This is a genomic window from Mesorhizobium sp. M2E.F.Ca.ET.219.01.1.1 (assembly GCF_004016445.2).
Classification (GTDB): domain Bacteria; phylum Pseudomonadota; class Alphaproteobacteria; order Rhizobiales; family Rhizobiaceae; genus Mesorhizobium.
This window is the reverse complement of record NZ_SADT02000004.1, coordinates 146,799-171,720: the sequence shown is the minus strand read 5'-3', so window position 1 is coordinate 171,720 and position 24,922 is coordinate 146,799. Positions and strand designations below refer to the sequence as shown.

Below are 24,922 nucleotides of genomic sequence, written 5' to 3'. Positions count from 1 at the left end.
GGAACCAGACGCGACCATCCAAAGTTCGGGCGCAATCCTATTTGTCGTCTCCTCGATCTAGGGCGTGGGAACGGCGGCAAATCGGAGGTTAGATTCCTATGCCGCGCCCGCTGCCAATGCCGTGGTTGAACGCGAGTTCTACACCCAGGCGCCGGCCGGATTCGACCTGGATGCCAAGCGCTTTCTTATGATTGGCGAGTAGCGATTCCAGTTGCGGATCGCGTTCGAGGCTCTTGGCCATGTCAGACATAGCCGAGCGCGTTGACTTGTAGCCGGACATGTCGCCTGCCTGGTATTGCTCCTGGCTTGTCCGATGGAGTTTCTGCCAGCTTTCCACGAAACGGTCGGCGCGGCGGACCGGATCGATGTCCATCCCGGAGCGGATTTCAGTTTCAAGCTGAAGAGCGAGCACGATGCGGTTGACCCGACCGGCGCCCGCTTCACGAACCAACTCGGGATTCTTGACATAGGCCGCTTCGGCATCGCGCCAGCCATGCGGCCGAACCTGCTCGAAACCGTCGCGGGCATCCCTCAATTCGCGCATCTGCTCAGGAGTCCCCTGCCCGTCCGCATTTCCGCTACGCGCAACAGCGTCGAGAGCACGCGCGTGGCGCACAAGCGCCTTCGTGCGATCTCTACGCAACGCCGCTTCCGGGTCCACCCGCGCATCCGCCTCCCGCTGCGCTCCCCTGGCGTAAGCTTCTCTTCCAGGCGCGGCATCGCCGTTTTGCGATCGACCGTCTTCCCTTCCCGGCTGATGACCACGGTCTTTTCCGGGCTCGGCGTCTGCGGGCGAGCGCAACCCGTCGAGCAACCCGCCGATCCTGTCGCGCAACTTCTCCGGAACGACCCGGCGCACGATCTCGACCACGCGCTCACGGAAGGTGATCCCCCGTCTCTCGGCATAGTGTTGCACCGGGTCGATCTGATCGTAATCCGACGCCATGTCCTTGGCGCGGTCGCGTGACAGCGTCCGGACGAGCCGTTCGCTCGTCGCGAAGTCATCACGACCGTAATGCAGGTCCATCCTGTCGCGATGTCGCGACAGGGACACGTAGCTGCTGTGCACATCCATGCCTGGCGTCGCCAGCACATGAGTGCGGTCGACCGTCATGCCCTGCGCCTTGTGGATGGTCGCGGCATAGCCGTGGTCGATGTGGGCATAGTCCTTCAGGTCAAAGCGCACAGACCTGCCGTCGTCGGTGCGTACGGCCATGCTTTGTGTGCTGACCTCATCGATCACACCGAGCGTGCCGTTCTTGACGCCAAGTGACCGCTCGTTGCGCAGGAACATGACCCGGTCGCCGCGTGCGAAGCTTCTTGCACCGCGCTCGACATCCACCTGAACCTCGTCGCCGAGATCCCCAGCGGCGTGCATACGCTCGCGCGCCGCATTGTTGAGCGCGCGCACTTCGTCGTTTGTGTGGGTGAGAATGATCCGGCTTGCTTCAGGCTCTGCCTGCCTGTCGCGATCCCAGCGCTCGACAAGATCGCTGCGCGCTTCGACGCGCGTCGCAGCCTGGTGCACCATGCCTTGTGCGTCATAGGCGCCAATCGCAGCACCGATCTTGCCGGTTGCAAGATCTCGCGTTGCGTCACGCTGCCAGTCCTTGCGCTGCCGACGCACCTGACCGATCTCGACGCCACCGTGGCGTTCGTGGATGGAGCGGAACGCTGCGCCCGCCTCGATCGCCTGCAACTGCTGCGGATCGCCTACCAGCACGACCTTCGCGCCAACGTCTGCGGCATGGGAGAGCACGCGCTCCAACTGGCGCGTGCCGACCATACCGGCCTCGTCGATCACCAGGACATCGCGGGCGGTGAGCAGATCGCGGCCCTGTGCCCAGTTGTGTTCCATGCTGGCGATGGTTCGAGACGAGATGCCGGAACCGCTTTCGAGATTCTCGGCCGCGATACCGGAGAGCGCCGCGCCTCGAACCTCATAGCCTGCTGCCGCCCAAGCCTGGCGCGCGACACCCAGCATGGCGCTCTTGCCAGTTCCGGCAAAACCGACAACGACGCCAAGATCGCGGCCGTCCGTGATGTGATCCAGTGCATCGGTCTGCTCGCCCGTCAGAACAAGGCCGCGCTGCTTGGCCATCGCCAAAGCGGTTGCACGATTGCGGTTACTAACCGCATGGTATCCCTCTCCGGCCATGCGTTCTGCCACACCATGCAGGCGCTGTTCCGTCTCGATCATTTGCCGGGTCGTGAAGCGATCTTCACCGCGTCCATCCTTGCCGAGTTCAACCAGATCGGGCGCTCTGCTGACGGCTTCCATGACCGCGTCGAACTGCTCCACTCCATCGCTGTGGCGATGCGCAAACTTCGCAATGTCCCGTTGCGTGAAGGTCGATTGCTGATGCGTGATCGCATCAAGCGCCACGGATGGATCGGCAATGATGCGCGCGCCGTTGTTGCGTGCGATCTCGCGGTGCAGTTCGGCGCGATCGGCTTCGGTTTCGCCAACGTTAAGGCCGCTTCCCTCAATGCGTTGCGCTGGAGCACCAATCTGGGTCTGCGGCTCCAAGGCAATGCCCTGCGCCTCCAGACTGCGATGATCGATGCGGGCGTCGATGTCGAGTTCGGCAAGGCGCTCATTGGCAAGCTCGGCCCACCGCTCGCGCCAGCGTTCCACCATCTCGGTAGCGTTCCAGTCGCGCACCTTTGGACCAAAACCGTTGTCATCGACCGACCGCATGGTGAGCATGACATGGGCGTGCGGTTTTGGACTGCCATCCTCTGCCCTGTCCCAATGGACGTTGAGATCGGCCACCATGCCTCGGCTGACGAACTCGGCCTTTACGAAGTCGCGCGCCAATTCGATGCCTTGCGCCTGGCTCAGATCGCGCGGCAGGGCAAACTCCACCTCGCGGGCCAACTGCGCATCCTTCCTGACCTCAAGTGCCTCCACGTCGTTCCAAAGCCGCTCGCGGTCGCTCCAGGCTTCTGGCGCATTCTCCGGCAGCAAGACCTCGGAATGGACAACGCCGCGCTTGGCCGAGAAGTCGTGAGTGCGTTCGATCCTCTCATCGCGCAGCCGGGAAGCCGAGCGATAGGCGGCAGACGCCACAGCACTTGATCCTGCCTTGCGGCCAATGACTTTGACATGAAGATGATAGATCGCCATCGCGACCAGATCATTTGCACGTCAAAGCGCACGTCGGCACGACGTATAAGCGCGCCCTCCCTCGAAAAAATCTCGGGATGGACCAGCCCGTCCCGGGCTGTCTCGGCAAGCCTGAAGCCTTTCAGCAGACGCTCCCGTATCATAGCCGCATCGACAACCGGTGGAGACAGCTATGCGCAAACCGCGAGACTTCGACACGGAACTCAAGGCGCTGGAAGACAAAGCCAAAGAGCTAAAAACCCGAAAAGTGCAGCAGCTTGGCGAGCTGGTGATTGCCACCGGCGCTGATCAACTCAGCACCGACGAGCTGGCCGGGCGTTGGTCGCAATCGCCGAAACGAAGGATGCCGCAAAGCGTGAGGCATGGGCCAAGCGTGGGGTGATGTTTTTCGAGGGCAGCTCCCGGCGAACTGCTCCGGCATCTCAGCGCAACCCTCGTAGCGCTCCAGCACAACAGGGCAGCGCACAATCGCCGGCAAGCGGCTCTGGCTCGCAATGACATGCGCACGTGGCAGGTCGAGCGCCGCAAGCGCACCCGGCATCTGATCGAACTCGGCGGCCTCGTGGTCAAGGCCGGCATCGTCGAGCTGACCAATGACGATCGCGCCATCATCTATGGAACTATGCTCTGGATCGCCGCCAAGCTACGCAGCCATGAAGGCGAGCGTGCGCGGGACCAGTGGGCGGCGAAGGGAAAGGAGGCATTCGATGCGGAACGGCATGAAGAGCAAAACAGCCAGTGAACACAGCGCTGGTTGGCCAATGGCGGGCGGCGCGAAGCCCCAAAACAGCATAGCCCCGCCCGCGCCGCACTGAGGGCCTACGCTGCGGTATAAGGTGTCAAATGTCTTAGTTGGGGCCGCAAGCGGAACTTCCGGTTTCGAAAGCAGGATTTCGGGAAGCAGACCTTGAGTCCTCTGCTGAACTCACAATCCGAAGAGCGTGTCACAGTACGACGTGGCCGGCTTCCAGCAGTCTCACAATCGCTAAAAAACGGCCCAGTAGGCCAAGTCGCCGGACCAATTACGGTCACGTCCTTCCTGGGACGATCGAAGCCCGGCCAACTGGCTGTTGCGGAACCGCTGGCCCAGATGCGAGTGTGGCATGCCCTGCCCGATCGAGGATACCGCCCATGTCCACCTTATTAACTGCATTGACGACAGCAGCGATCCTGCTTGCCGCGACCGGCCTCAGTGAGGCCCGGCCCGACACCCGCACGATGAGCTGCCAGCAACTCCAGCAACTGGTCCAGAGCAAGCGTTCCGTGGTACTGACCACCGGCCCCAACACCTATGAACGCTATGTCAGGCAATTCGGCAACGAGTGCGACTGGCCTCAGGTGCCGATGTCGGCCTATGTCCCGACCCGTGACGGCCGCTGCCCGATCTACAAGTGCGACGAACGGGCTGGCGGCCTCCCGGGGTGACAGAAATCAAAAGGCCCGGCCACCTGAGCAGCCGGGCCGCGTTGGCAAATTTGCCGAATGCTCAGTCGCGCCGCCTCGCCACCAGGACAAAATCAAGTTTATGGGTGAGATCGATCCGACAGCCGACGCCGTGAGGATACTGCATCTTGTCGGCGATGATGCGGGCCAACACCTCCACCTCCAGCATGGTCTTTTCCGCTTCTGCTGGCACCTCGGCCATATCGCCAGCGCTGCAACAGCCGGTCGCCCGCCGTCCCTGAGAGTTTTCAGGTAGGTGATACAGAAAGCCGCTGCGAGGCAGCTCTAGTCCCGACAGGGCATCGGCTCGCGCGATGCTAGGTGACGCTCTGGAGCCCGTAGTGAGGGCTCTGCGCTGCCATCGTGAATCGTCAGACTTGAGGTCGCGTGACCACCGCATAGGTCTGGGATTGCGTTCTAAATCTGCGTCCCAAAATGTCTCTCAGCGACGCATGGCGCAGCTTCTACTCGCCCTTGAGGAACTTAAACGCGCCAATGAGGACCAAGGGCAAGTTACGACGTTCGCGCCCAAGTCTGCGCCTGTATCTTCCAGACACCATCGCGCTTGGCAAACGTATACGCCAGCAGCCCGGTAGTCTGAAAAGTTGGCCCCTTCGTCGTTACGGTGAGGGTCCCTGAGATAGCAGCGTATGCATAGGAGTCCTCGACGTTCGAAAAGCCCCACTCGTAGACGAATTCCTCTTTGGTTACGCCAAGTTTCTTACGTCATTTCTCAGCGTCAGCCATCCATTTGGCAGGAGCATCAGGGTTCAACCAGCAAAAAGGTGCAATGCCGTCAATGATGATCGCGGTGTCACTGAACACGCTGAACAAGAGCTTGTTGTCTTGTGCGTTGAAGGCTTTGATATGTGTCTCGATCAGGGCTCGGATTTCAGCTGCCGGACGTTCGGCTTTGGCTTCGCTTTTGCGAAAGACGCCGGGGCCGTCACTGCGAGCGCGGCAGCCGCGAGCATAGTCCGTCGAGTCGTACTTCCGATGTGATCGTTTGACATGGATGTGTTCCCGTCGTTGCCCACGCGCGTCTCGGTATTCATTCATCCGTAGCAGTTGACCATGGCGGGATGAAATCATCCCGCCAGATCGTGCCTGCTCCTCTCAACGCCGGCGCCGGTGGTGTTTGACGGGCCTGTGGCCCCTTCCGCCGTGCCTGGCGTGCGTTCCTCGGTGCGAATTGACCTTGGAAACCTGGCTGCGATGCCCCCTGTTTGCGTGTGCCGAAGGCCTGCTCGGCCGCCTCTCCGCCTTGGCAGCGGGTCGGTGAGGCCTGCCTACCGATCGGTCGACCTTGTGGGAACTACGCGCTGCCGCCCTTGCCGCGTCACGCTGGCCCGCACTCGGCCGATGTGCGGCCGGCCGAAGGCCTTCCAGCGTTCTTTTGTGAATGTTTTTCGCCTTGCCCGCCGCGTTCGGACGGCTTGCCGCGATGTCACGGTTCCTGATGTCGGCCGTGCGGTTGCGGAGCGAATTGTTATCGTTCGCCTCGACCCTGTTGCGGATGTTGGTGCTATCGAACTTGGCGAGTTGGTCGTTGTCTATCTTGATCTTGGAGCGGTCGACGTTCCTCCAATCGACGTCGTTGAGGTTCACCTTGCCGTTGAAGTTGCGGTTGTTGAAGCAGTTGTTGCAGTCGATGTTGATATCGTTGCCGTTCCAGCCACCGCCCCATACGCCGCCATTGTTCCAGTCAACGGCCGCAGCCCATATCGCGCCGGTGACGGCACCCGCGAAGAAGGTTGCCGTGGGATACCAGTAATTTGGATAGGGATTGGGGTAGTAGGCAACCGGCGCCGGCGGATAGCCAGACGCATAGAGAATCCTCGGATCGTAGCGCGGCACGTAGACGACTTCAGGATTCGACGACTGGATCACGATGTTGTTGTTCTCCTTGACCACCTTGATCTGGTCGCCGCTCTTGATCACGCCCTTGGCCACAGCGTCACTGCGCAATTTCTGAATGGCGGCCAATACGTCCTTCTGTTGCCAGGCGATGGCGTCTCCGAGCTGCTGGGTCCACGCCAGGTCGTGGCTCATCATCGTCACGATCTCCGGATAGTTAAGCAGGGAGATCACTGAGCCATCCCAGCTATCCTTGGGCTTAAGGCTCTTGTCCTTGGCATAGGCATCGAGATATCGCCCGGCCTCGACGATCTGCAGCGGATGGATAGAGGCGCTCGTAATCAGGGCGACGAGTTCATCGGGATAGAGAGCGATCCGAGCCACAAGCACTTCCATCTCCATCGCGCTCAGCGCCTTGCGTCCCGGCGGGGCTTGCTGATCGGATGTCGTCGTGGAGGCAGCCTGCTGTTGCGCACGTCCTTCGGATGGCGCCACCATTATCCCCGCGGAAACCAAGACGAGGGCAGCGATGACTCTCCAGTTCATCAATCCATTCATAGCTATCAACCCTTTCCGCCAGCATGCGAGCTGGCAATTGGTGGCTGCGTCGTACCTCGCCTCCATCGCAGATATAGCGTCGAGACGATCCCGCCGATCACGAGGTGGTAGAGAATCAAGGCGGGAACGCCGGGAACGTCCGGAAAATTGAGAGTCGCAATCGCTATGGCGACGGCGGGGTGTCGAGTGCTGCTAGCGAGAGCGAGGGCCGTTCGATTGGCCGGCTCCGGACCACCCAACAAATGGCCAAGCGCCAGTCCCACGACCGTAAAGAGAACGAGGCTGAGCACCACGCCGTCCCCGAAAAGGCGAGAAAGATCGGGCCATGCCTTGATCAGGACCGGAATGATCGCGACGATCAACAGGGCCATAGCTATTGACGACAAAGGACCGGCAATTCTCGAGGCGACGCTGGGCGCCAATCGCCCCACTAACATGCCGAGTATCAGCGGTACGAAGATCGACATCGCCACAACGGAAAACACCTTGCCCGGCGCAATGTAGAGGTCGAATGGGAAGAAATGCTCGATTGCCTCGATGCTAAGCGGCACAAGGACGACCGAAACGACTGATGCTGCAACAAGCAGCCCGATAGCGTAGTGGGAGGTCCCGCCAGCGCCCATCTGCTTGTTGGGAAGGAGAGGCGGAACGGGAGAAACCGCCAGAGTCACAAGCGCTATCTTGATGGCCGGATCAAGATTGAGAAGCACGCTCGCCGCGACAACGATACACACCAACAGGATGTTCATGGCGAGGATGGAACGACAAAGGAGACCCGGGTTGCGAAACAGGTAGGTGACCTCGTCGAACTTGGCTCTGAGCCCGAGCACGAAGACGAGCACCAACAAGCTCAGACTGAGTATGCTCGAAATCAGATTGGCAAGCGTCATGACACCCTGCTCCAAATGCTACTGCACCATGGCGACAGGCCGGTGGCGTCCTGGTCATGGGTGACTGGCCGCCACCATGCGCGTCGGCCAGTCATGCTTGTCGTCTATACGGCACCGAACGCGGCCAGCGCGCCGAGAGCCGCGGCGACCGCGCCCAGCAATCGGGTGACGGAATCGGCCGCTTGCCTTTCCAGCCCGATGCCGCGAACGAAGAGCGGGCGGACTCCAATTCCGGCAGCGTGGAGGAGAGCAGTCGCGATAATAAAGCCGACACCGAAACCCAATGAATTGGCGGCACCGAGTTCGCCGCCATGCGCCGCCCCGTGGAAAAGGGCGAAGGCGCCGACGAGCATTGCTCCGGCCGTCGCCGGCAGCCGGACCGATGCGGCGATGAGGATACCAACCGCGATAACCGAAGCCAGGACCATGTGCTCAACGACAGGGAACCCTGTTCCGGCAAGAGAGAGCACGTAGCCCAGAGTCATGCTTGCGATGAACGCCGTCGGAACGAGCCAGAGGGCACGCCCGCCCAATGTGGCGGCCCAAAGCCCAACCGCGACCATCACGACGATGTGGTCGAGGCCGGACAGCGGATGCATGAAGCCGGTAATGAACGAGTCACGGCTGCCGACACCGACATGTGCGAATGCCGGGACGGTCGTAGCGATTGTTGCGGTCAATAGGCAGAGCAAGCGCTTGAACATCGGATTCCCTCGTTTTACGCGGTGAATGACGGGAAAATGCGACGGCGCGAAGCGCGGGACTATTGTCCCTGCGGCCATTGTCCCCGGGGACAATATAGCTGGCCTTGTTCAGGCTGGCAGAGTCGGAAGAACAACTTCAAATCGTGCGCCTTGGTCCCGTTCAGACGAAGCCAAGAGGTGACCGCCGTGTTGCTCAACGATCATTCTGCAAATAGCGAGACCAAGCCCGATCCCGCTTGCCTTTGTAGTAACAAAGGGATCAAAGATCCTGGCATTTCTTCCTGATCGCCCCCTGGTCCTGAATCCTCGACGGAAATGGCCACTTTCGCGGCGCCTTGGGCCGCTTGGCGGCAGGCGAGCCGGACAATGAGATTGCAGTCTCGTCCGGCGTCAGCCGCAGCATCATCGCGCGGCTACAAACCTACGGAGCGCTGCCGGCTCTTGATACGCTTTCTATAATGCCAGGCGCCTTGATAGTTCGCGGTCAGCCCTTTGTCCGGCAGCGGGATTCCACCGATATGGGCTGACAGTCTCTCCAGTATATCGGAACAAGGCGCGCGGTCCCCGCTTCCCGCAAGCCCATTCAACCGGCATTCCCGATCCCGTTGAGCCGATAAAAGCGTGTGGCCGTTCTGGCGAAAAGATCCGTCTTTTCCGTCCCGCCCGCCCCTCTTGTGAGCAACTTACAGGCGTTCCAGTACACTGAATAGCTGAAGCCCTCTTTGTCGGGAGGGAAGTTGCTTTCAAACATGCAACGCTGTGCCCCGAAGGCTTCGATGCAGGTCTCGACATAGGGGCGCATGGCATTTGCGACCGTCTCCGACGACGGCGGCTCGGCTAGCTCCTCAAATCCGAGACCGTTGACGGCTTGGCCGAGTCCGCCGACTTTGACATAGACATTTTCGTGTGCAGCGAGCGCCTTAATCGACGCGGCCCAGCGGGGAAATTGCTCGCTTAGCCTGCCGGCATAGGCGCCGACTCCGACCAGCCTGCCGACGTGGTTGAGAGCAATTTTCGTGTCCGGGAATGCACCGGCCAGGTTCGCGACATCATTAAGTTGCGGGTGAAGAACCAAAGCATCGAACGAGAGTCCGAAAGGGCCGAGTAACGCGAAGCCCTCGCGAAATGTGTTGTCGCCAAGCAGCCCGGGCGGTACCGGATAGGCCGGATTGAGGAGTGAAGTGTCCGCGTCCCAGGCCGTGATATAACGAATTCCGCGGAGTCGGTCGCCACCGGCGCGCAAAAGCGCGTCAAGCACCGCCTCAACGCGGCTGCCCAGCCTGAGGTCGGCGTTCCCAACAATGCCCGCTGCGACCCTAGTCTTGCCGCAGTATCCGCTGGCGCATGTCGCGGCCACGCCATTGGCGAATTCGACTTCGCCGACAGGGCGCATCTCGACCGGGCCGGAGTCACGGTACATCGAGTTGGCCTCCACGAGTACCGTTCCAACAATGTTGTGGCCCGTACCGGTATCAGCCAGAAAGTCGTCCAGCATGTAGCGCCATCCCGGTCGGACAAAGAGGTGATGATGAGGGTCCACAATAGGTAGCTCAGGTTCGAGTGCAGGCTCGTTGCGCCGACCCACCCAGTCCTCGCGCACAGGGCTTGGAGGTCGCGACTGCTGCGCCGCTGCGGTGAAGGGAGAGGCAACTGCCGTGCCGCCGAGCAAAGTAATAAACTCGCGCCTTTTCATTGTTTCTACCTTGCGTTGTTCGACCGGCTCTAAGTTGGTTTAATATGATAGTCGCGCCGCGCCGGCTTAGTTCAACGACGATTTCGCGGAGGCGGGAGATTGCGTTGCGAGCCTTCCATCCGCAACAAACATGAGGCCTCACTCCTGAGTCATAAGATGACATCGCAGGCGAACAGCTTCTGCCGCACGAGCGACGAGCTCACGAGCTCGTGGAGTTTTCCGAAGCTCCAGGTTCATATTCGCCAACTCAAGCGCCCTTTCTGGATCGTTTCCAGACTCCAGAAAGAACTCTGCCGCATGATCAGCAAAAGCCGCAGGATGGGATCCCAACAAAACGTTGTAGCGAGCCAGCGCCAATGTGCTCCACCGTATCGCTTCTTCCGGCTGCCCGTTTTCTCCCAGGATTCGGGCCAATTGGGCTGCGTAATCTGGATCGTCGGAGGAAACTGCGTACTCGCTCAGACGATTGATCGCAGCTTTGCGTTCCCCAAGCGCAGCATCGACTTCGGCCAGGTGCCCCTGTGCTGGGGCATAGTCGGGCAACCGAAAGCATGCAGCTTCGAACCAGATGCGTGCTTGCTTTAGATCGCCTGCCGTCATCCACATCCGACCTCGTTGGAAATCCAGCATCGCAATTGGAAATGGACAGACGACACCATAACACGAACGAGTCTTGTCAAACAGGATCTCGGCCGTGGCGGTATCACCGGATTCAGCGTGGAGCACAGTCAGTGCACCAAGCGTTTCGAAATTGGACAAATGATCCGCTGCGGTCCGGCGGATAACGAAGGAATCCGCGTACCGTCCGATCGCCTGGAAGATTGTGGCGCGCTCGTTGTCTGCCACGTCGTGGCGCACTCCGAGGCGTTCGGCTTCATCAAGGTCGCGCAGCGCCTCTGTGAATCGGTGAAAGGTGGCACGCACCCTGGCTCGGGTGACAAACGCTGCACCATCAGCATCAGCCTGGCGGACGCCCGCTTCTGCTAATTCATTGGCCCACTCTGCATCTTTGATGCGTCCCAGCAGATGGGCCCGCAGCATAAGAAGCTCAACAAACGCTCCTTGCCCATGAACTGCCGATCGTTCGTATACATCGATCTGGGACTGCAGGTTCAGTAATGCGATTGTGCCATCCGTGGTTCGCGGCTCCCTGGCGGCAGATACATCGCTCGATCCGAACATGGCATCATCCTCTTTGGAGCGTCAGTCGCGCGTGGCCGAAGCCGCAATCGTCGCAGAAAGGTTCGGAAGCGTCGACGGAGGGCTGGGGTTCGGAGGGGACAGAAATGGAAATGCCCGCGAGGAGGGTTGGGTCGCCTGATCAACCCCATCGCTGATTAAGGGGCCGTTACCCGCATTGACGAGAAGATTGAAAATGGAATCGATCACATCATGGTTGAGCCACCTGCCGCCGCAGGTCCGATGGGGTTCCCCCTTCAACATCGCGCGCTCAATCTCGAACCAACCATCCTCTGTGAACGGCTTCGAAACATCGACCACGAGGAAATCGGCCAGCAACAATTCGGTCAGCGGATGAGTCCCGCCTTGATCCAAAGGCCAGTCGGTCTTGCCATCAAGGCCATCAAAAAACGGAAGATTAGCGTTCATCCGAGCACGATACGCACCCACATAGTGCGGCCCCAATTGGAACGGGTCTTCGAGGTTGTACAATTCCCGAAGCTCGAGATCGCGATTAACAGGATCAAGATTTTTCAAGAGCAGAACCAGCGGCTTTATCTCGGAGCGTCCGGCTCTTTCCAGACGCGATCGAACGGAGCCGATGGTCATCGTTTCAGCGGCAACGGCAAAGAGCAACCCATCGCCCGACTTGAAGAGGTCGGAGACGTTGACTTCGATGACAATACTGAGAACGTTGTATCCGTGCGCCGTGTTGTTACCATTTCCGGGGAACGCGAGCTTCTGGGTCAGCACCGTCGCCAGGATCCCCTCGCCGTTCAAGAAGAACGGGTCCAATCTCATACCCGCAAAAACGCGCAGTCCTCCTGATTGGGAACCATGCCCGTCGTTGACTCGGAACGTAATAGTCTCGCCATGCGCCGTCCGGCACACGCCCTCCTGTACGAACTGATGACTTCCCTTAATTTTCTGCGCAGCCGAGAACGTGCAACTGAATGAGGTTTCCTCTTCACCAACCGCGAATGCTGCTTTTGCCCCAGTTGAGGCGATGGTGAGCGGGCGCAAGCGAATCCGGTAGTCGATTGCGTCGGAAAAGAGCGCTGAGGGCCCGCAATATGGAAACGTGTTCATGACCAGAATAAGGTGATTCGGGCGTTCTGGGCTGGGGAAGGCAAACAGGTCGGTGATATCAATTACGGGATCAGCTACGGCACGCGGACTAGAACCATGATCTGACATGTCAGCACTCCCTCAACCGATCGTCTCATCGACTTGTGGTGTTCCGTTGGTCGCCAACCACTTCAGCGCTCTGATCCCGGGAAGAAAGAAGTACGCTCCGCCGCGCACGGTGGTAAACGCAGGCAATCCCGTGATTTTCTTTCGAATAGGACGTTTCGGGATCTTAAATTCGAGCGTTCCATCCTGATTGCCGATGATCGGATCTCGTTCGTTACCGAGTTCGTGGAAATTGCGGTCGTTTATCCAGACGTTCTGCGCAAATTCAAACTGCCGAATGAGACTTGCGCAAATGACTAATGCTGCCAGGCCGCGCTCCATGCCATCGTCCGGTGCGCCTTCCGGCAGCAATGGACCGTATGTGGAACCTCTGCGAATCATGCGACGGTGGTTCATGCCCGGCGCCGTGTCACGAGGATTCATACGGCGGATATGCGCACCCAACGGCATAGCGTATCCGAGCGGGTCCTCTCGCTTGTAGTTGAAATCATTGTTCCGCTGCGGATCGGCTGCCAGAGCAGAATCGTCTTTCTCGGGAGCAAGTATGAGCGGCGCACCACTGCGCCAGCGCCCCATGAGTTTGGCGGCAACGAGCTCCTGCCCTTCGGGCGTTTCGCCGTGTTCGCGCAGGAAATCGCGGAATCTTCCGACGTGCTCCTCAAGACGACGATAGGCGATGAAACTGCCGTGGCGCGACAGTATTTCTGGCTGTGGCAGCGGATGTTGAACCCCGTCATCGTCCGGATATCCAAGGATGAATTCACCCGGCTTAAAGGGCCCGCCAGAGCCCGGGGTTGGGACCTCGTCACTGCCCTCGATGACGGGCTGTGAGATGCGGTCGCGATAGCCAAAGTGATCGCGCGGATAGTCAAATGGCAGCGCCTCCACGTCCAGCGCGGAAAGCACCTCCGCGCCTTCGATTTGGGCGATCAGTTTTTCATGTTCCGTCTGGCATCGCTGCCGCTCGGCGGCATCGCGCGCAAATAGGATGGCGATGGCGTGAAGGTCTGGACTGTTTGTCTTGTCGATCCAGTTGTCAGGGTGGTTTGCACCCATGTCCCCCAGCGTTGCTGCGCGTGCTGCCATGCCCTGTACAAACTCGGCGGGAAAAGTGCCGAGGGAAGCTTCGTCCACACCCAAGGTGCGGAGGCCGTTACAAGTGAAGGCCACCGTCACCCACCGTCTGTCCTTATCGTTCGAGGCCCGAACGGCCGCCGTCGAACGAACTGTGTCACTGAGCGCCTTTAGCCACTCGCGTCCCGCTGCCGCATGGCGAAACGAAAGAAATTCGTATCGCCCGGTGAGAGAGGGGACCCGCGTCAACACGATATGTTGGATGTCGTCAAGTTCAAGCATGGCGCCACCGTAGCTTACTGCATTTGAGTGGCTTACTGCATCTGATCGAGCACGGTTGAGAATGCGGCCTTGAGCTTGAGGGCTTTCCTGACCTCGTCAGCAGACACAAACGGATATGAAGCGTATTCCATAAAGGCCGGGCAGTGATGCTCGCGGAAGAATTTGTTCTGGGCCGGTATATTGGTCCGCCAGTCTTCCGGCCATCCTTCCAGATTGACGAAACTGACTTCTAAACCGCTCGCGAAGACCGGCATGATGTCTTCAATGTATTTGTCGAAATCGGTATCGAAGACGGCCTGGTACATGAAGAACATCTCGTTTTTCCACGGGATGAGCACCCAGCGCAGGTAATGCAGCTTCAGTGGCTCGAAGGCCTCGATCATCGTGGGATTTTCGTCAAACTGTTTTTGAACGTTTTGAGCGTGCTCGTAGAAGGCCTCCTCCTTTCCGGGCTTGACCTTTGCAAAAATCGAAAACCCATAGCAGCAGGCCGTCTTGGGGAAAATCGGCCCATAACGACCCTCCTCCACAATTTCCGGGAACGTTCCTCCCTTCGGGATCGTCATGAACACTGGCTGTGCCCAGTCTTGCTTCTTCAACTGTTCTAATACGACTTCACTTGTCTTACTTGTCATAGGGATGCTCCTAGGTTGCGGTGGTGGGGTGGGACTTGGCCTGTTGATCTAGCCCGCACTGTCTTTGCTTTATTGCCCCGGTAAGGTGATGCGGCCGATAAATCGTCGTGCAACCCGGTTCACCGGGCCACGCAGGACAAAATAGGGCACGAGCGCCAGCAGAGTTGCGGTGAGAAGCAATTCGAGGGGATAGATGAATTGGTGAGTAATGATCTGATAGATCGCGTCGAGCGTGGCAGCGACAAGGAAGGGCATACGCATGTCCTTCCATCCGCCGTGCAGCATCTCCAGACGATACTCCGGGTTGGTAAGTGCTGCCCACAGGTATGCTGGCCGACCCTCACGAGCGTCTTTAATGCCGGCCCGCACGGCAATAATCGTCGCAATCGTCGGCTGAATGATGAATCGGAAATTCATGCTTCCTGTCGGACGAGCAAGAAAGTTCTCCCATCCGCGAGCGATCATGTCGATGATTGTGCTCATGTCGCCTCTCTACCTGTTGAACACACTCACGCCGGTGAATGACAGGAAAATGCGACGGCGCGAAGCGCGGGACTATTGTCCCTAGGGCCATTGTCCCCGGGGACAATAGCGCCGGGCATGTTCAGGCTGGCAGAGTCGGAAGAACAACTTCAAATCGCGCTCCACGGCCCCGTTCAGATGAGGCCAAGAGGTGGCCGCCGTGTTGCTCGACGATCTTTTTGCAAACAGCGAGACCAAGCCCGATCCCGCTTGCCTTTGTAGTAACAAAGGGATCAAAGATCCTGGCGATTTCTTCCTGATCGATCCCTGGTCCTGAATCTTCGACGGAAATGGCCACTTTCGCGGCGCCATGCGCATGCGTTTCGAGCCGAAGGAACCGTTCTCCATCGGCAACGGTCGCCATTGCGTCGATCGCATTTTGAATGATGTTGAGGATTACCTCGCGCAATTGACCGCCATGGCCCGCGACAAGCGGCAGATCCGGGCTCAGTTGCAGGTTTGTCGAAATAGCATTGTCCTTGAGTTCTCTGCGCAGCACGTGGAGCGCTTCCCGTGCAAGCTCGTTGGCGTCAATGGGATACCGCTTGCGCTGCTTGTCGCTGAACAAAGCGCGGAGGTTCGCGAACACTTCATTGGCACGAAAGCCGTCACGTTCCACGTCGACAAGAATTTCCTTTATTTGGTCGGTTGCGGGGTTGGATGGGAAGCGCATCAGAAGCGTCTGTGCAGCAGCACTGTTGTTCGTGATGCTTGCCAGTGGCTGCCGGACTTCATGAGCGATCGCAGCCACCACCGCTTCGGTATGCATCAACCTGCCTTCCCGCTCGCGCCGCAACAAGACAATAACATTGGCAAGGCGAGCGTAAAGAAACGTCGTTTCAGTGAGCAGCAGCAACAGTGTTGTGCAACTGGCGACAAGCGCAAAACCACGAGCCATGTACCAACCAGCGGTAAATCTTGGAGCAGCTAGAATAATTGCCACTGTATGGTCTGCTAAGGTCGCGAGAACCGTCACTATCAGCCAAACATCGAGCACCGTACGCCGCCGAACGAACAGCAACGATGCCGCTCCGACGCTTAATATCCCCAATAAAAAATTTGCGGCTCTGGCAAGTGGAGCTTGTTGGGTCGGCGTCACATAGAAATCCGGCAGATAACTTACCCTGGCGGTCACGACCCACGTCAGCCCAACGATAATCATCATCACGCAAACGATTGTGGTGCTTATGGCAATTCCGACCGACCTGTCGGGCAGGGTCGCGGATTCGTCCGCGTCCTTGGTCAGGGCATACGCCACCACTGCCGTCGAAAAGCCGCTGTGCCAAAACAAGAACAGCCACGCTGCGCTGTTTGATCCGTCACCGATAAGGCCATTCGGAGCGTAAGCCCCTGGGAACGCGAATGTCTGCAGAAAGGCAAACATCCCGCTGAATATATAGCCGCTCGCAAGTGCAAGCAGGGCCCGCATCGGTTGGATCGAGAATTGAGCAAAGAGCAAACCGGCCGTTATGAGATCCGCAAAACACATGACCGTTTGAAGAACGGGAATGAACGCGGAGACTTCGTAAAGTTTCAAATGGGCGAAAGGCAGCACAATCAGGATCACGATCGCCATGAAAGTGAGGACGCCCTTCGCAATGCGGTTCTGCCGAGCAGTTGCCGGCAATGCCGCGACTATGACAGGAAAATCCTGGCGTGGGTCCGAGGTTGATTGCCCGGTAGCACTCTTCGACATCGATGACACGACCCTCCACGCATCATAGGAGTCTTGATGTTGTCACGACTATCTTTTTTGCATCAGCCGGATGACATCCGGTGCCCCTGCAACCTGCTTTGGTTATTATATTTTGTTATTAAGTTACAACGTCCTGAAGACATGCGCTAGCCTGCCTTCCTTGACCGCTTGCAGCTTCAGTTCGCGACCTGTCGATCGGAGCGACTGGCATTCTCCTAGAGGACCATGGCTATCCGATCGGTGCATCACGGAAGGCGGACTGATGATATCACTGAAAAGGCGAATAGTCATGCGGCCGAACGTCGAGTGCAACGCTTGTATGGCCAACGCACGATAACCGCGCGATACCCAGTTGACGTATCGAATGCGCCGCATGCGCGGGCCACACCGGTCGTGCGCGCCCAACTGTGCGCCGCGGATCTCGATAGGTCGTGGACCGTCGCAAGGACCCGATCAGCTCAACGGATTTCGCCAGGATGATGCCCGTTCAACTGCATCGATCAGTGACTTTGCAGAAAAAGGCTTTGTTAGAGACGCAATGCATCCGAGCTCCATTGTTGCCTTACGAGTTGCTTCGCTGTCGTCTGCCGTAATAAAAATGACAGGCAGGAATATCTCGGAAGCGACGAGCTCCCGACCGAGGTCGATTCCCGACTTTCCAGTCAAGCCGACGTCCAGCACAAGGGCAACAGCGTCGTCAGGCCTGGCCCGGGCCTGGAAATCCTCGGCCGATTGGAACATTTGCACGTCGAAGCCATGGGCACTCAACAGGCGCTCGAGCCCTTTGAGCATGTTTAGATCGTCATCGACGACAAATACGATCTTGTTTGTATGCAAGATTTAGAACCCCTCGAGTTCGGGAACCACTCCATCTTCATCTGCAACTGTCTGCAACTGTCTGCAACTGTCATGCGAAAAATTGATGGCGAAATGTGATTCCATCAGCCGTCTGGCGGGTCACGACGGCAGCGACTCGGGATTGCATACAACCTTGGTCAACGTCAGGGCGCGAGCTCAACATCGCCGCTACTGGCAGGAGCGATCATATCGATAACAATAAAATGCCGAAATTGTTCCTGAGGACATGTGCGGCAAGACCGATGCCTTGTCCAAGCCAGCGCGTTTGGAAACTGCCTGCTGATCGTAAGGGTACTAGTCCCGCCTCTTGCCACTGGTCGGCGCTGCTACCATGCCCAAACGTTCGGCGATTGAGACGAGCTCAGCCACCGTTTGAACGCGTGTTTTCTCCATGACCTTGTGGCGATGAGCCTTGATCGTTCGTTCTGTCGCGCCCAACTCGAACGCGATTTGCTTGTTCATCTTTCCTCGGACAACGAGCGCAAACACTTCTTTTTCGCGCGGGGTCAATTGGGCGATCCGCGCACGCAAATCGTCGAGCCTGTCCTGCTGCTCGCGCCTTGTCATGTGATGGGCGACAGCACGATCAATTACCTCCAACAGCGTTTCTTTCGGCACCGGTTTCGTCAAAAAATCATCCGCTCCGGCCTTTATCGCACGGACGCTTGTCGGAATATCGCCGTGTCCGGTGAGGAAGACGATCGGCACGACGGAGCCGATCTCAGCCAGACGGTCCTGCAACTCGGGACCACTTGGTCCAGGAAATTGAACGTCGAGCAAGATGCAGGTTGGCCCCGCCGCCTGCGGTAGTTGCTCCAGCAATTGTTGAGTTGAGGCGTACTCGACCACTTCGTAACCTGTCGCCCGTAGCAAGCGGCTGGTAGCCGTCCTGAAGGACTGATCGTCATCGACGACATAAACCAGGGTCGGCAAGCGATACTCCTGAACAGACTATTATCTGCACCACGTGGTGGTTATTCAACGTTTTAGAACAGGCTCGCAGCAGGCCGCTTCAGGTATCGGGCCGGCTGGACCTTTTGCTCGCGGCCACGGTGGGAGCAAACGGATCACTGGCGATCAATGGCAATCGTTCGCTGCATCCCCCTCTGGATGAGTTAGCAGCAAATTACGTGATCTGACCTAGAAATGGGATATTGTCCTTAAGGACAATTGCGCAGGTGACTTCAAAACGTGGCGAAGGGATTGCAATTGGCTTTATCGTGGCTGTTTCGACAGTCGGTCATTTTGGAAAGAGGAATGTGATCCCGGTCCTGAATCCCCAGCCCTCAGGTCCGCCTTTGGGGCTGTCCGCCCAATAGCGGGCGCCAATGGTGAGGCTGACTGGAAGCTTGTCGAGCTTGACGATCTTCGAAACCGTGAAGTTCACCGGCACCGACCACCCCCCGGCTTCCCAGTTATAGCTGCTTTCGGTGTTCAGCGTGAACGTCCAGGCATCGGCGGTGGTGTAGGCGACGAAAGGCTGCAAAAATGTGGAGCTAATATTCGCCCGGTCACCGTCGCCCGCGAACGACCAGATGTGGTTGGCCAGCATGCCGACCGTCCACCCGTTGGATTGCTTGAGCACGACGCCGGTCGGTCCCGCGCCCCACTTTCCGGAGCCGAGCATTGAATCGGTCGCCGTCGGAACCAGAAAGACAGGTCCCACCCCCCATATAATACCACCAGCCGTGGGCTGCTTGGGAGAAAAGAACAGGCTTTGCGTGATATCTCCTAGGCCGAACTGGTTGCCGGAATCAGCTGCTATGTCGCTCTGCCATGCGATCGGCAGGATGGTGCGCGATATCAGGTTCCAGTCGTCATTCAGCGAAAACGGGATGACCGGCTGGACATTGACATAGGCCTTTTGTCCATCGTCCGGACCGTAGCCGCTGTCATAGTTGAACTGGAAGGGCACGCTGATCAGCGACGCAATGGGGTTCGAGAGCTTCTTGGCGAGATCCTGCGTCCCCTCTTGTGCATATGCGGGCCTCAAAGATACGAGGATCGCGATTGCGATACATGAACTCGTACCTACCTGCATGGACAACTCCATCCCGAGCGCGGGTCCGTCGCTTCCACCCACGTACGCTTGATAGGCTCCGCCATCTCGGCCCGATCGAATGGCATGTTTGGGGGCTAGTCGTCTCGCAACGCCAGCTCATTTGGGCAATTTTCAACCATACGCTGCTACTTTTCTATTGCCCCCTAGGACAATTGCAAGAGCACCGGCCTCTCGTCACAATCCGGCGGTCGAGGATGCTGATGCAGAGAGGGATTGGCTTTCATTCGTAAGTTTCATCGGCCGCGACAGGTGTCACTGCGCGGCACACTGCGCCTGCGAAACAACCCGTGAGCTTATTGCGTCTGGCGATCGAGACCTAGGGCCCACATGAGGGGCTTTTCGACCGTTGCAATTTCCGGATGGCTATTAGCGGGACAGCAAGCCGTCCCAGCAGATGCCTCCGAGATCGAGGGACCTTCCAATGGATTTCGCAGTTATTGATGCCGCTCTCGCGACGAAACTTCTCCTGCTCCTGCTGATTGGCATGGGACCGAAGATCGCCCTGGTGCCATTTCTGGAAAGGACCAAGAAATTCGACGCCGAAACCAAGGTCAAGATAGGCCGACAGATGGTTTTGGCGGCTCTCGTCACGGCTCTGATCCTATTTGCCACTGGCGCTCTGCTGATGCGACTGCTGCATATCACGGGGGGTGCGGTTGCGGTCGCTGGTGGCATCATCCTGGCGCTCCTCGCGATCAAGATGGCGTCTGGACCGACCGAAAAGCACGGAGAGGATCTGGGCCTAACGGAGGACCCGGAAAAGATCGCGATTTTTCCCCTTGCTATTCCGTACTTGCTCAACCCCGTCGGCATCACGGTCATCATCGTTGCCTCCGGCGAAGTCGTCTCGGTTGCCAGTGCAGCTCTCGTTACCGCGCTCATCCTGCTCGTAGCCGCATTTGACTATCTGGTGTTCACCAATACCGATGCGCTGGCGAAGCGAATGAAGCCCGCCAGTCTGATCGTCTCGGAGGTCGTCTTCGGCATTCTCCTGACCGCGGTTGCCGTTCAACTGGTTGTCAGCGGATTGGTCAATCTCGGGACCATCACCGCGAGCGGCGCACACTGATTTCGTGCTGGCCTATCAAGCGCCCAGGATGGCTGCGCCTTGGGAAGAAGTCGCCGCCATCATCTGGGCGTCGCCCCAAGGCCCCCTTGAGCAGCACCGATTTTCGACCTGTTGCAGTTTCCGGATGGTCACTGGCGGGACAGCAAGCCGTCCCAGCAGGTTCCGAGAGTTTTGCCCGTCAGCTGCAGCACGGTCACTTCGTCGTCGCATCACCCTTCAGTATCGTCTCCAGGTCGTCAGGCGGCGGTTTGCTCGTTTTCCCCTCGACAGTCGCAATTGGCGCGCTGACCGTCGTTGCCGCGGCGTTGCCGATCGTGTCTACCGTGCCGGCAACGACCAAGCCCAGTTCGTCGGCAAGGCCTGCCCTCGAGTCCGTTAGGGTTTGGCCGGAAGCCAGCTGTGCCCCGAGCAGTTGGACGATTTCAGGACTTTCGGCAAACTTGCTGTGGTTCAAGCGATCTTCTGTCTGCACGTCGGTCAGGTCGAGAACCGTTATACCGGCTGCCTGCAGCTTCGATTTGTACGGCTCCTTTGAGGGATCGACCTGCCCCACTCTGTCGACATTGCCAGCAACCAGACGCGAAACGGCAAGTGCCCGATCGTCCCGCGAGACGGTGATGGTGAATTTTGGCTTCTTTGGGCCAAGCTCGGTCCACTGCCGACCAAAGACGTCCACATCGAGATCGGGAGATGCCAGGATGACGTTCCTGATCTTGGGCGAAACGCGCCCATCCTCAAGCGCCATCTGCCTCAACGATTCCATCGCGAGCCAGGTGCCCATCGAGTGCGCCATGACGGTGACGTCCGTCACGTCGCGGTCATCGGCCAAGGCCTTCAACGTCCGCTCGAATGCAGTGCGTGAGAAATTAGTGCTCTCCTTGTCGTAGTTGTAACCGAGCACACTGGCTCTCGACGGCCATGTGAAAAGGATCGGCAGGACCTTCGCCCGCGAGTCATGCATGAACTGCGCGAACCGAAAGACCGAGTCCTCATACCGGTTGTTGAAGCCATGCACGAAGACCAGAACACGGCCATTCGAATTATGAGCATGCAGCCATTTGTGAGCTTCGGGAATCGACAGGTTTTTTGCAGCAAGGACTGCAAAGTCCTTTCGGGGATCGGGCGGCAGCTTTTTCGGCCATTCAACCGTGCCGGGTTTGCGGTTCGGCGGGATTGAGATCGTCAGGTCGGTCAAGGACAGTGCCGGGCTGCGCTCGCCAGTGAACAATGTCGCCGGGTCGCCGGAAGGCTTGCGGCTAGTCGCCACCAACATGGTCACATCAGACGCTGATGGCGAAACAAGGTTCGCGGGGATGGGCGCCAGAACGCCTTCGGGTCCTGTTGCGCATCCAGCCTGCACAAGCAGAAGCAGCGCCAATATGGCTCCATTAGCCTGAAGATGCAGCGACTTACACCGCACTTTATTTCCTTTTACTCATCGCCTCGGACTGGTCCCATCAGGTCGGTTGCCAACCGTACCGTCAAGCCCGTGGGGCCGTGACCGCAATGGCGATTGTCGAAACCGCCACAATAAGGCCGATTGCAATCTCTTCGCCACCCGCCTGCGCAATTGTCCTTACGTACAATATCCCATTTCCAAGTCAGATCAGTAATTTGCTGCTAGCTCATCCAGAGAGGGAATGCGGCGAACGATTGCAGTCTATCGCCAGTGATCCGTTTGCTCGTGGGCGCCCTACCTGCCGAGTGAGGCGGTTCGCCCGCCGACGTGCCGGTCTCGTTAGCGGCTAACCGGGGAGCAGTCATTTGTTGAAACAAGCAATGGAATGGGGACTGCACCTGTCAACCGAAAATTGCCGGAGTGCCCGATGAGCAATGCGCTGTACACTCGAATTGGTGTTTTGCTGTCGGCCGTCGTTCCGATTTTCTTTTGGGTGCTCCTTGGAACTTCCTGGGCTCAGGCCCAGCAGCATGCGGTCGACCTGCCGCCCGAGAAGGCGAGGCAGTTCCTTCAGCTGCTGGGCGACCCGGAGGTCAAGGTATGGCTCGAAGGAAAGATACCGCCAGCCGCCGAGGCCCCCCCTGCCTCTTCGCCGATCGACGCGATATCGAGCTGGCAGGAAGCCGTTCGCGCGCGTCTCGTCGCGCTCACCGACGCCATTCCTCGCATCCCGCAGGAGCTAGCTAACGCCGCCGGCGTGGTCTCGCGCGACGTGAACTCAGGCAGGCCCGGCCTGGTGATCCTGATCCTGGCAGTGCTGATTACCGTAGGCTTTGGCGCCGAGTGGCTGGTCCGCCGGGCTTTGGCGCTGGGCGGTTCAGATCGAAAGGTTGATCCAGGACAAGCGGCCCTTTCCGAGGTCGCTGCCTTGCTGACATTTACTATGGCCGGCATCGGCTCCTTCCTCGCGTTCGAATGGCCGCCTTTGCTGCGCCGCGTCGTGCTGACCTTGCTGCTCGCCTTCATCGCCGTTCGTGTCGTTCGCGCAAGTGCCAGGTTGCTGTTTGGGCTTGCCGGTGCGGACAGCAGAACGTCGGATGAGACGCAGACGACAATCCCTGTCGCAAGCGGGACTGCGCAGCGTTTCTGGCTTCGGCGCGTGAGTCTCATCGCCGGCTTTCTGCTGTTTGGCTGGGCCGTGGTCAGCCTCATGCCCAGCATCGGTTTCTCAATCGACGTTGCGCGGGTGGTTGCCCTGTCTTGCGGCCTGGGCATGCTGGCGGTCGCCATCGGAATCGTCTGGCGGCGGCCGGGCGGGACAGCTTCCGCTGTCAGGCAATCGCTGCTGACGATCTATCTGATCGCGCTTTGGCTGGCCTGGGTGGCAGGACTGCTCGGCGTGCTATGGCTCGGCCTCTATGCGTTGCTATTGCCAGCGGCGGTGCGAGGGGTTGGCAACGTCGCACAGGCCTTCGCCGGCAGAGCGCAGCGCAGTGGCGCCCTCGGCATCATGCTGAACGTGCTGATCGTCAGGGGTGCCAGGGCAGCGGTTATTGGCGCTGCGGTCGCATGGCTCGCCTATATCTGGCGCATAAGGGCTGCAGCCCTTGCCGGCAGTGAAGCCGGCGCGCTCGTGATTTCGGGCCTGCTCAACAGCATCATCGTCCTCCTGGTTGCGGATCTTCTTTGGCAGCTGGCGAAAGCGTTGATCGCTTATCGGATGGAGCTCCCACCAAAGGAAGGATCCTCTGCCGACGAGCTTGCCCGCAGCGGCCGGCTGCGTACGCTGCTGCCGATATTCCGCAACGTGCTCGCCGTCTTCATCGCGACCGTCGTCTTGCTGACAATCCTTTCCGGACTCGGCGTTCAGATCGCACCTTTGATCGCCGGCGCGGGCATTTTTGGCGTGGCCATCGGCTTTGGTTCGCAGACACTTGTCAAGGACGTGCTGAGCGGCGTTTTTTACATGCTGGACGATGCCTTCCGTGTCGGCGAGTACATCCAGAGCGGCAGCTACAAGGGCACTGTCGAATCGTTCAGCCTGCGGTCAGTCAGGCTGAGGCATCACCGCGGCCCAGTTTACACCGTGCCGTTCGGAGAGCTCGGCGCCATCCAGAACATGAGCCGTGACTGGGTGATGGACAAAATGGCTCTCAGCATCACCTATGATTCTGACGTCGACCTCGCCCGCAGGCTCATCAAGAAGATCGGTCAGGAGCTGGCTGCGGATCCCGAGTTCGCCGCCGATACGATCGAGCCGCTCAAAATGCAAGGGGTCGACAGCTTTGGCGACTCCGGGATCGACCTCAGGATGAAGCTGATGACCAAGCCGGGAGGTCAGTTCGGCATCAAGCGGCGAGCGTTCATGATGATCAAGAAGGCATTCGACGAGAACGGCATTAAGCTCGCCGTTCCCACCGTGCATGTGGCAGGTGGCGGCGACAACGCGGCCGCCGCGCAGCAACTACTCAAGATGAAGCAGGTTGCGAGCTAACGTCAAACCCGGCGCGTTGACGGCCCCCAGTTAGTTCCGCGGCCCGACTCCGTGGAGAGCCATTGGCGATTGAATGGTACCTGCGACAGACAGAGGGCGCGGATCAGCAAGAGCTGCACTGCCAATGTTACGGCGGTTTGGCAAGGGAAACTCCGGCCAGAGCCTAACTCTGATTTAGTCGAA

Annotated in this window: 21 protein-coding genes and 1 pseudogene; 5 read left to right on the top strand and 17 right to left on the bottom strand. The window is 58.9% G+C overall.

What is annotated here, in order from left to right; translation table 11 throughout:
* Positions 1 to 88: 88 nt before the first annotated feature.
* On the bottom strand, positions 89 to 3,130 hold the full coding sequence (traA, locus tag EN862_RS20810; protein ID WP_127867776.1) for a Ti-type conjugative transfer relaxase TraA: 3,042 nt from the start codon (positions 3,128 to 3,130) through the stop codon (positions 89 to 91).
* A 172-nt stretch (positions 3,131 to 3,302) separates the two neighbouring features.
* Here traA and EN862_RS20805 point away from each other — a divergent pair.
* From EN862_RS20805 to EN862_RS20795, 3 genes and pseudogenes are all read left to right on the top strand, one after another.
* A pseudogene (locus EN862_RS20805) lies at positions 3,303 to 3,628 on the top strand (conjugal transfer protein TraD).
* A 1-nt stretch (position 3,629) separates the two neighbouring features.
* Positions 3,630 to 3,872, top strand: a complete 243-nt coding sequence (locus EN862_RS20800; RefSeq protein WP_127867775.1) for a conjugal transfer protein TraD — start codon at positions 3,630 to 3,632, stop codon at positions 3,870 to 3,872.
* A gap of 389 nt (positions 3,873 to 4,261) precedes the next feature.
* On the top strand, positions 4,262 to 4,555 hold the full coding sequence (locus EN862_RS20795; protein WP_127867774.1) for a hypothetical protein: 294 nt from the start codon (positions 4,262 to 4,264) through the stop codon (positions 4,553 to 4,555).
* Between the two features lie 61 nt (positions 4,556 to 4,616).
* Here EN862_RS20795 and EN862_RS36270 read toward each other — a convergent pair whose 3' ends face one another.
* The 15 genes from EN862_RS36270 to EN862_RS20720 all read right to left on the bottom strand — a co-directional run bounded on the left by EN862_RS36270 (position 4,617) and on the right by EN862_RS20720 (position 19,768).
* Positions 4,617 to 4,775, bottom strand: a complete 159-nt coding sequence (locus EN862_RS36270) for a hypothetical protein (protein ID WP_189401261.1) — start codon at positions 4,773 to 4,775, stop codon at positions 4,617 to 4,619.
* 524 nt (positions 4,776 to 5,299) lie between these two features.
* On the bottom strand, positions 5,300 to 5,665 hold the full coding sequence (locus EN862_RS20790; RefSeq protein WP_127867773.1) for a hypothetical protein: 366 nt from the start codon (positions 5,663 to 5,665) through the stop codon (positions 5,300 to 5,302).
* A 24-nt stretch (positions 5,666 to 5,689) separates the two neighbouring features.
* Positions 5,690 to 6,976, bottom strand: coding sequence for a DUF3300 domain-containing protein (locus tag EN862_RS20785; protein ID WP_127867772.1), 1,287 nt, complete (start codon positions 6,974 to 6,976; stop codon positions 5,690 to 5,692).
* 17 nt (positions 6,977 to 6,993) lie between these two features.
* On the bottom strand, positions 6,994 to 7,878 hold the full coding sequence (locus EN862_RS20780; RefSeq protein ID WP_127867771.1) for a Na+-dependent transporter: 885 nt from the start codon (positions 7,876 to 7,878) through the stop codon (positions 6,994 to 6,996).
* 104 nt (positions 7,879 to 7,982) lie between these two features.
* Complete coding sequence (locus tag EN862_RS20775; protein ID WP_127867770.1) at positions 7,983 to 8,582, bottom strand: HupE/UreJ family protein; 600 nt, start codon at positions 8,580 to 8,582, stop codon at positions 7,983 to 7,985.
* A 583-nt stretch (positions 8,583 to 9,165) separates the two neighbouring features.
* On the bottom strand, positions 9,166 to 10,275 hold the full coding sequence (locus EN862_RS20765) for an amidohydrolase family protein (RefSeq protein WP_127867769.1): 1,110 nt from the start codon (positions 10,273 to 10,275) through the stop codon (positions 9,166 to 9,168).
* A 138-nt stretch (positions 10,276 to 10,413) separates the two neighbouring features.
* Positions 10,414 to 11,457, bottom strand: coding sequence for a hypothetical protein (locus EN862_RS20760; RefSeq protein WP_127867768.1), 1,044 nt, complete (start codon positions 11,455 to 11,457; stop codon positions 10,414 to 10,416).
* A gap of 21 nt (positions 11,458 to 11,478) precedes the next feature.
* Positions 11,479 to 12,651, bottom strand: a complete 1,173-nt coding sequence (locus tag EN862_RS20755) for a DUF4331 family protein (protein WP_127867767.1) — start codon at positions 12,649 to 12,651, stop codon at positions 11,479 to 11,481.
* 12 nt (positions 12,652 to 12,663) lie between these two features.
* Entirely contained in the window at positions 12,664 to 14,004 is a 1,341-nt protein-coding gene (locus EN862_RS20750; RefSeq protein ID WP_127867766.1) for a peroxidase, read from the bottom strand.
* A gap of 32 nt (positions 14,005 to 14,036) precedes the next feature.
* Entirely contained in the window at positions 14,037 to 14,639 is a 603-nt protein-coding gene (locus EN862_RS20745; protein ID WP_127867765.1) for a hypothetical protein, read from the bottom strand.
* A 69-nt stretch (positions 14,640 to 14,708) separates the two neighbouring features.
* Positions 14,709 to 15,122 (bottom strand): hypothetical protein, encoded by a 414-nt coding sequence (locus tag EN862_RS20740; RefSeq protein ID WP_210235675.1) that lies wholly within the window; start codon positions 15,120 to 15,122, stop codon positions 14,709 to 14,711.
* A 121-nt stretch (positions 15,123 to 15,243) separates the two neighbouring features.
* Positions 15,244 to 16,857 (bottom strand): ATP-binding protein, encoded by a 1,614-nt coding sequence (locus tag EN862_RS20735; RefSeq protein WP_127867764.1) that lies wholly within the window; start codon positions 16,855 to 16,857, stop codon positions 15,244 to 15,246.
* 453 nt (positions 16,858 to 17,310) lie between these two features.
* Positions 17,311 to 17,694 carry a response regulator gene (locus EN862_RS20730; protein WP_127867763.1) on the bottom strand — a complete coding sequence of 128 codons (384 nt, stop codon included), beginning with the start codon at positions 17,692 to 17,694 and terminating at the stop codon, positions 17,311 to 17,313.
* A 315-nt stretch (positions 17,695 to 18,009) separates the two neighbouring features.
* Positions 18,010 to 18,648 (bottom strand): response regulator, encoded by a 639-nt coding sequence (locus EN862_RS20725; protein WP_127867762.1) that lies wholly within the window; start codon positions 18,646 to 18,648, stop codon positions 18,010 to 18,012.
* Between the two features lie 307 nt (positions 18,649 to 18,955).
* The gene (locus tag EN862_RS20720) at positions 18,956 to 19,768 is read right to left on the bottom strand and encodes a transporter (protein ID WP_127867761.1); all 813 of its coding nucleotides are present in this window, start codon (positions 19,766 to 19,768) and stop codon (positions 18,956 to 18,958) included.
* 430 nt (positions 19,769 to 20,198) lie between these two features.
* Here EN862_RS20720 and EN862_RS20715 point away from each other — a divergent pair, with 430 nt between their 5' ends.
* Positions 20,199 to 20,846 carry a MarC family protein gene (locus EN862_RS20715; protein WP_127867760.1) on the top strand — a complete coding sequence of 216 codons (648 nt, stop codon included), beginning with the start codon at positions 20,199 to 20,201 and terminating at the stop codon, positions 20,844 to 20,846.
* A gap of 193 nt (positions 20,847 to 21,039) precedes the next feature.
* Here the strand turns inward: EN862_RS20715 and EN862_RS20710 are convergent, their stop codons facing one another.
* Positions 21,040 to 22,266: an alpha/beta hydrolase gene (locus EN862_RS20710; RefSeq protein WP_127867759.1), complete on the bottom strand. Its 1,227-nt coding sequence runs from the start codon at positions 22,264 to 22,266 to the stop codon at positions 21,040 to 21,042.
* Positions 22,267 to 22,672: 406 nt separating this feature from the next.
* On the opposite strand from EN862_RS20710, the gene EN862_RS20705 reads away from it, so the two are divergent.
* Positions 22,673 to 24,739 (top strand): mechanosensitive ion channel family protein, encoded by a 2,067-nt coding sequence (locus EN862_RS20705; protein WP_189401258.1) that lies wholly within the window; start codon positions 22,673 to 22,675, stop codon positions 24,737 to 24,739.
* Positions 24,740 to 24,922 lie beyond the last annotated feature (183 nt).

Coding starts and splice junctions, on each gene's coding strand:
- traA (WP_127867776.1), bottom strand. CDS start 3,130: ATGGCGATCTATCATCTTCATGTCAAAGTCATTGGCCGCAAGGCAGGA.
- EN862_RS20800 (WP_127867775.1), top strand. CDS start 3,630: ATGCGCACGTGGCAGGTCGAGCGCCGCAAGCGCACCCGGCATCTGATC.
- EN862_RS20795 (WP_127867774.1), top strand. CDS start 4,262: ATGTCCACCTTATTAACTGCATTGACGACAGCAGCGATCCTGCTTGCC.
- EN862_RS36270 (WP_189401261.1), bottom strand. CDS start 4,775: ATGGCCGAGGTGCCAGCAGAAGCGGAAAAGACCATGCTGGAGGTGGAG.
- EN862_RS20790 (WP_127867773.1), bottom strand. CDS start 5,665: ATGATTTCATCCCGCCATGGTCAACTGCTACGGATGAATGAATACCGA.
- EN862_RS20785 (WP_127867772.1), bottom strand. CDS start 6,976: ATGAACTGGAGAGTCATCGCTGCCCTCGTCTTGGTTTCCGCGGGGATA.
- EN862_RS20780 (WP_127867771.1), bottom strand. CDS start 7,878: ATGACGCTTGCCAATCTGATTTCGAGCATACTCAGTCTGAGCTTGTTG.
- EN862_RS20775 (WP_127867770.1), bottom strand. CDS start 8,582: ATGTTCAAGCGCTTGCTCTGCCTATTGACCGCAACAATCGCTACGACC.
- EN862_RS20765 (WP_127867769.1), bottom strand. CDS start 10,275: ATGAAAAGGCGCGAGTTTATTACTTTGCTCGGCGGCACGGCAGTTGCC.
- EN862_RS20760 (WP_127867768.1), bottom strand. CDS start 11,457: ATGTTCGGATCGAGCGATGTATCTGCCGCCAGGGAGCCGCGAACCACG.
- EN862_RS20755 (WP_127867767.1), bottom strand. CDS start 12,651: ATGTCAGATCATGGTTCTAGTCCGCGTGCCGTAGCTGATCCCGTAATT.
- EN862_RS20750 (WP_127867766.1), bottom strand. CDS start 14,004: ATGCTTGAACTTGACGACATCCAACATATCGTGTTGACGCGGGTCCCC.
- EN862_RS20745 (WP_127867765.1), bottom strand. CDS start 14,639: ATGACAAGTAAGACAAGTGAAGTCGTATTAGAACAGTTGAAGAAGCAA.
- EN862_RS20740 (WP_210235675.1), bottom strand. CDS start 15,122: ATGAGCACAATCATCGACATGATCGCTCGCGGATGGGAGAACTTTCTT.
- EN862_RS20735 (WP_127867764.1), bottom strand. CDS start 16,857: ATGTCGAAGAGTGCTACCGGGCAATCAACCTCGGACCCACGCCAGGAT.
- EN862_RS20720 (WP_127867761.1), bottom strand. CDS start 19,768: ATGGAGTTGTCCATGCAGGTAGGTACGAGTTCATGTATCGCAATCGCG.
- EN862_RS20715 (WP_127867760.1), top strand. CDS start 20,199: ATGGATTTCGCAGTTATTGATGCCGCTCTCGCGACGAAACTTCTCCTG.
- EN862_RS20705 (WP_189401258.1), top strand. CDS start 22,673: ATGAGCAATGCGCTGTACACTCGAATTGGTGTTTTGCTGTCGGCCGTC.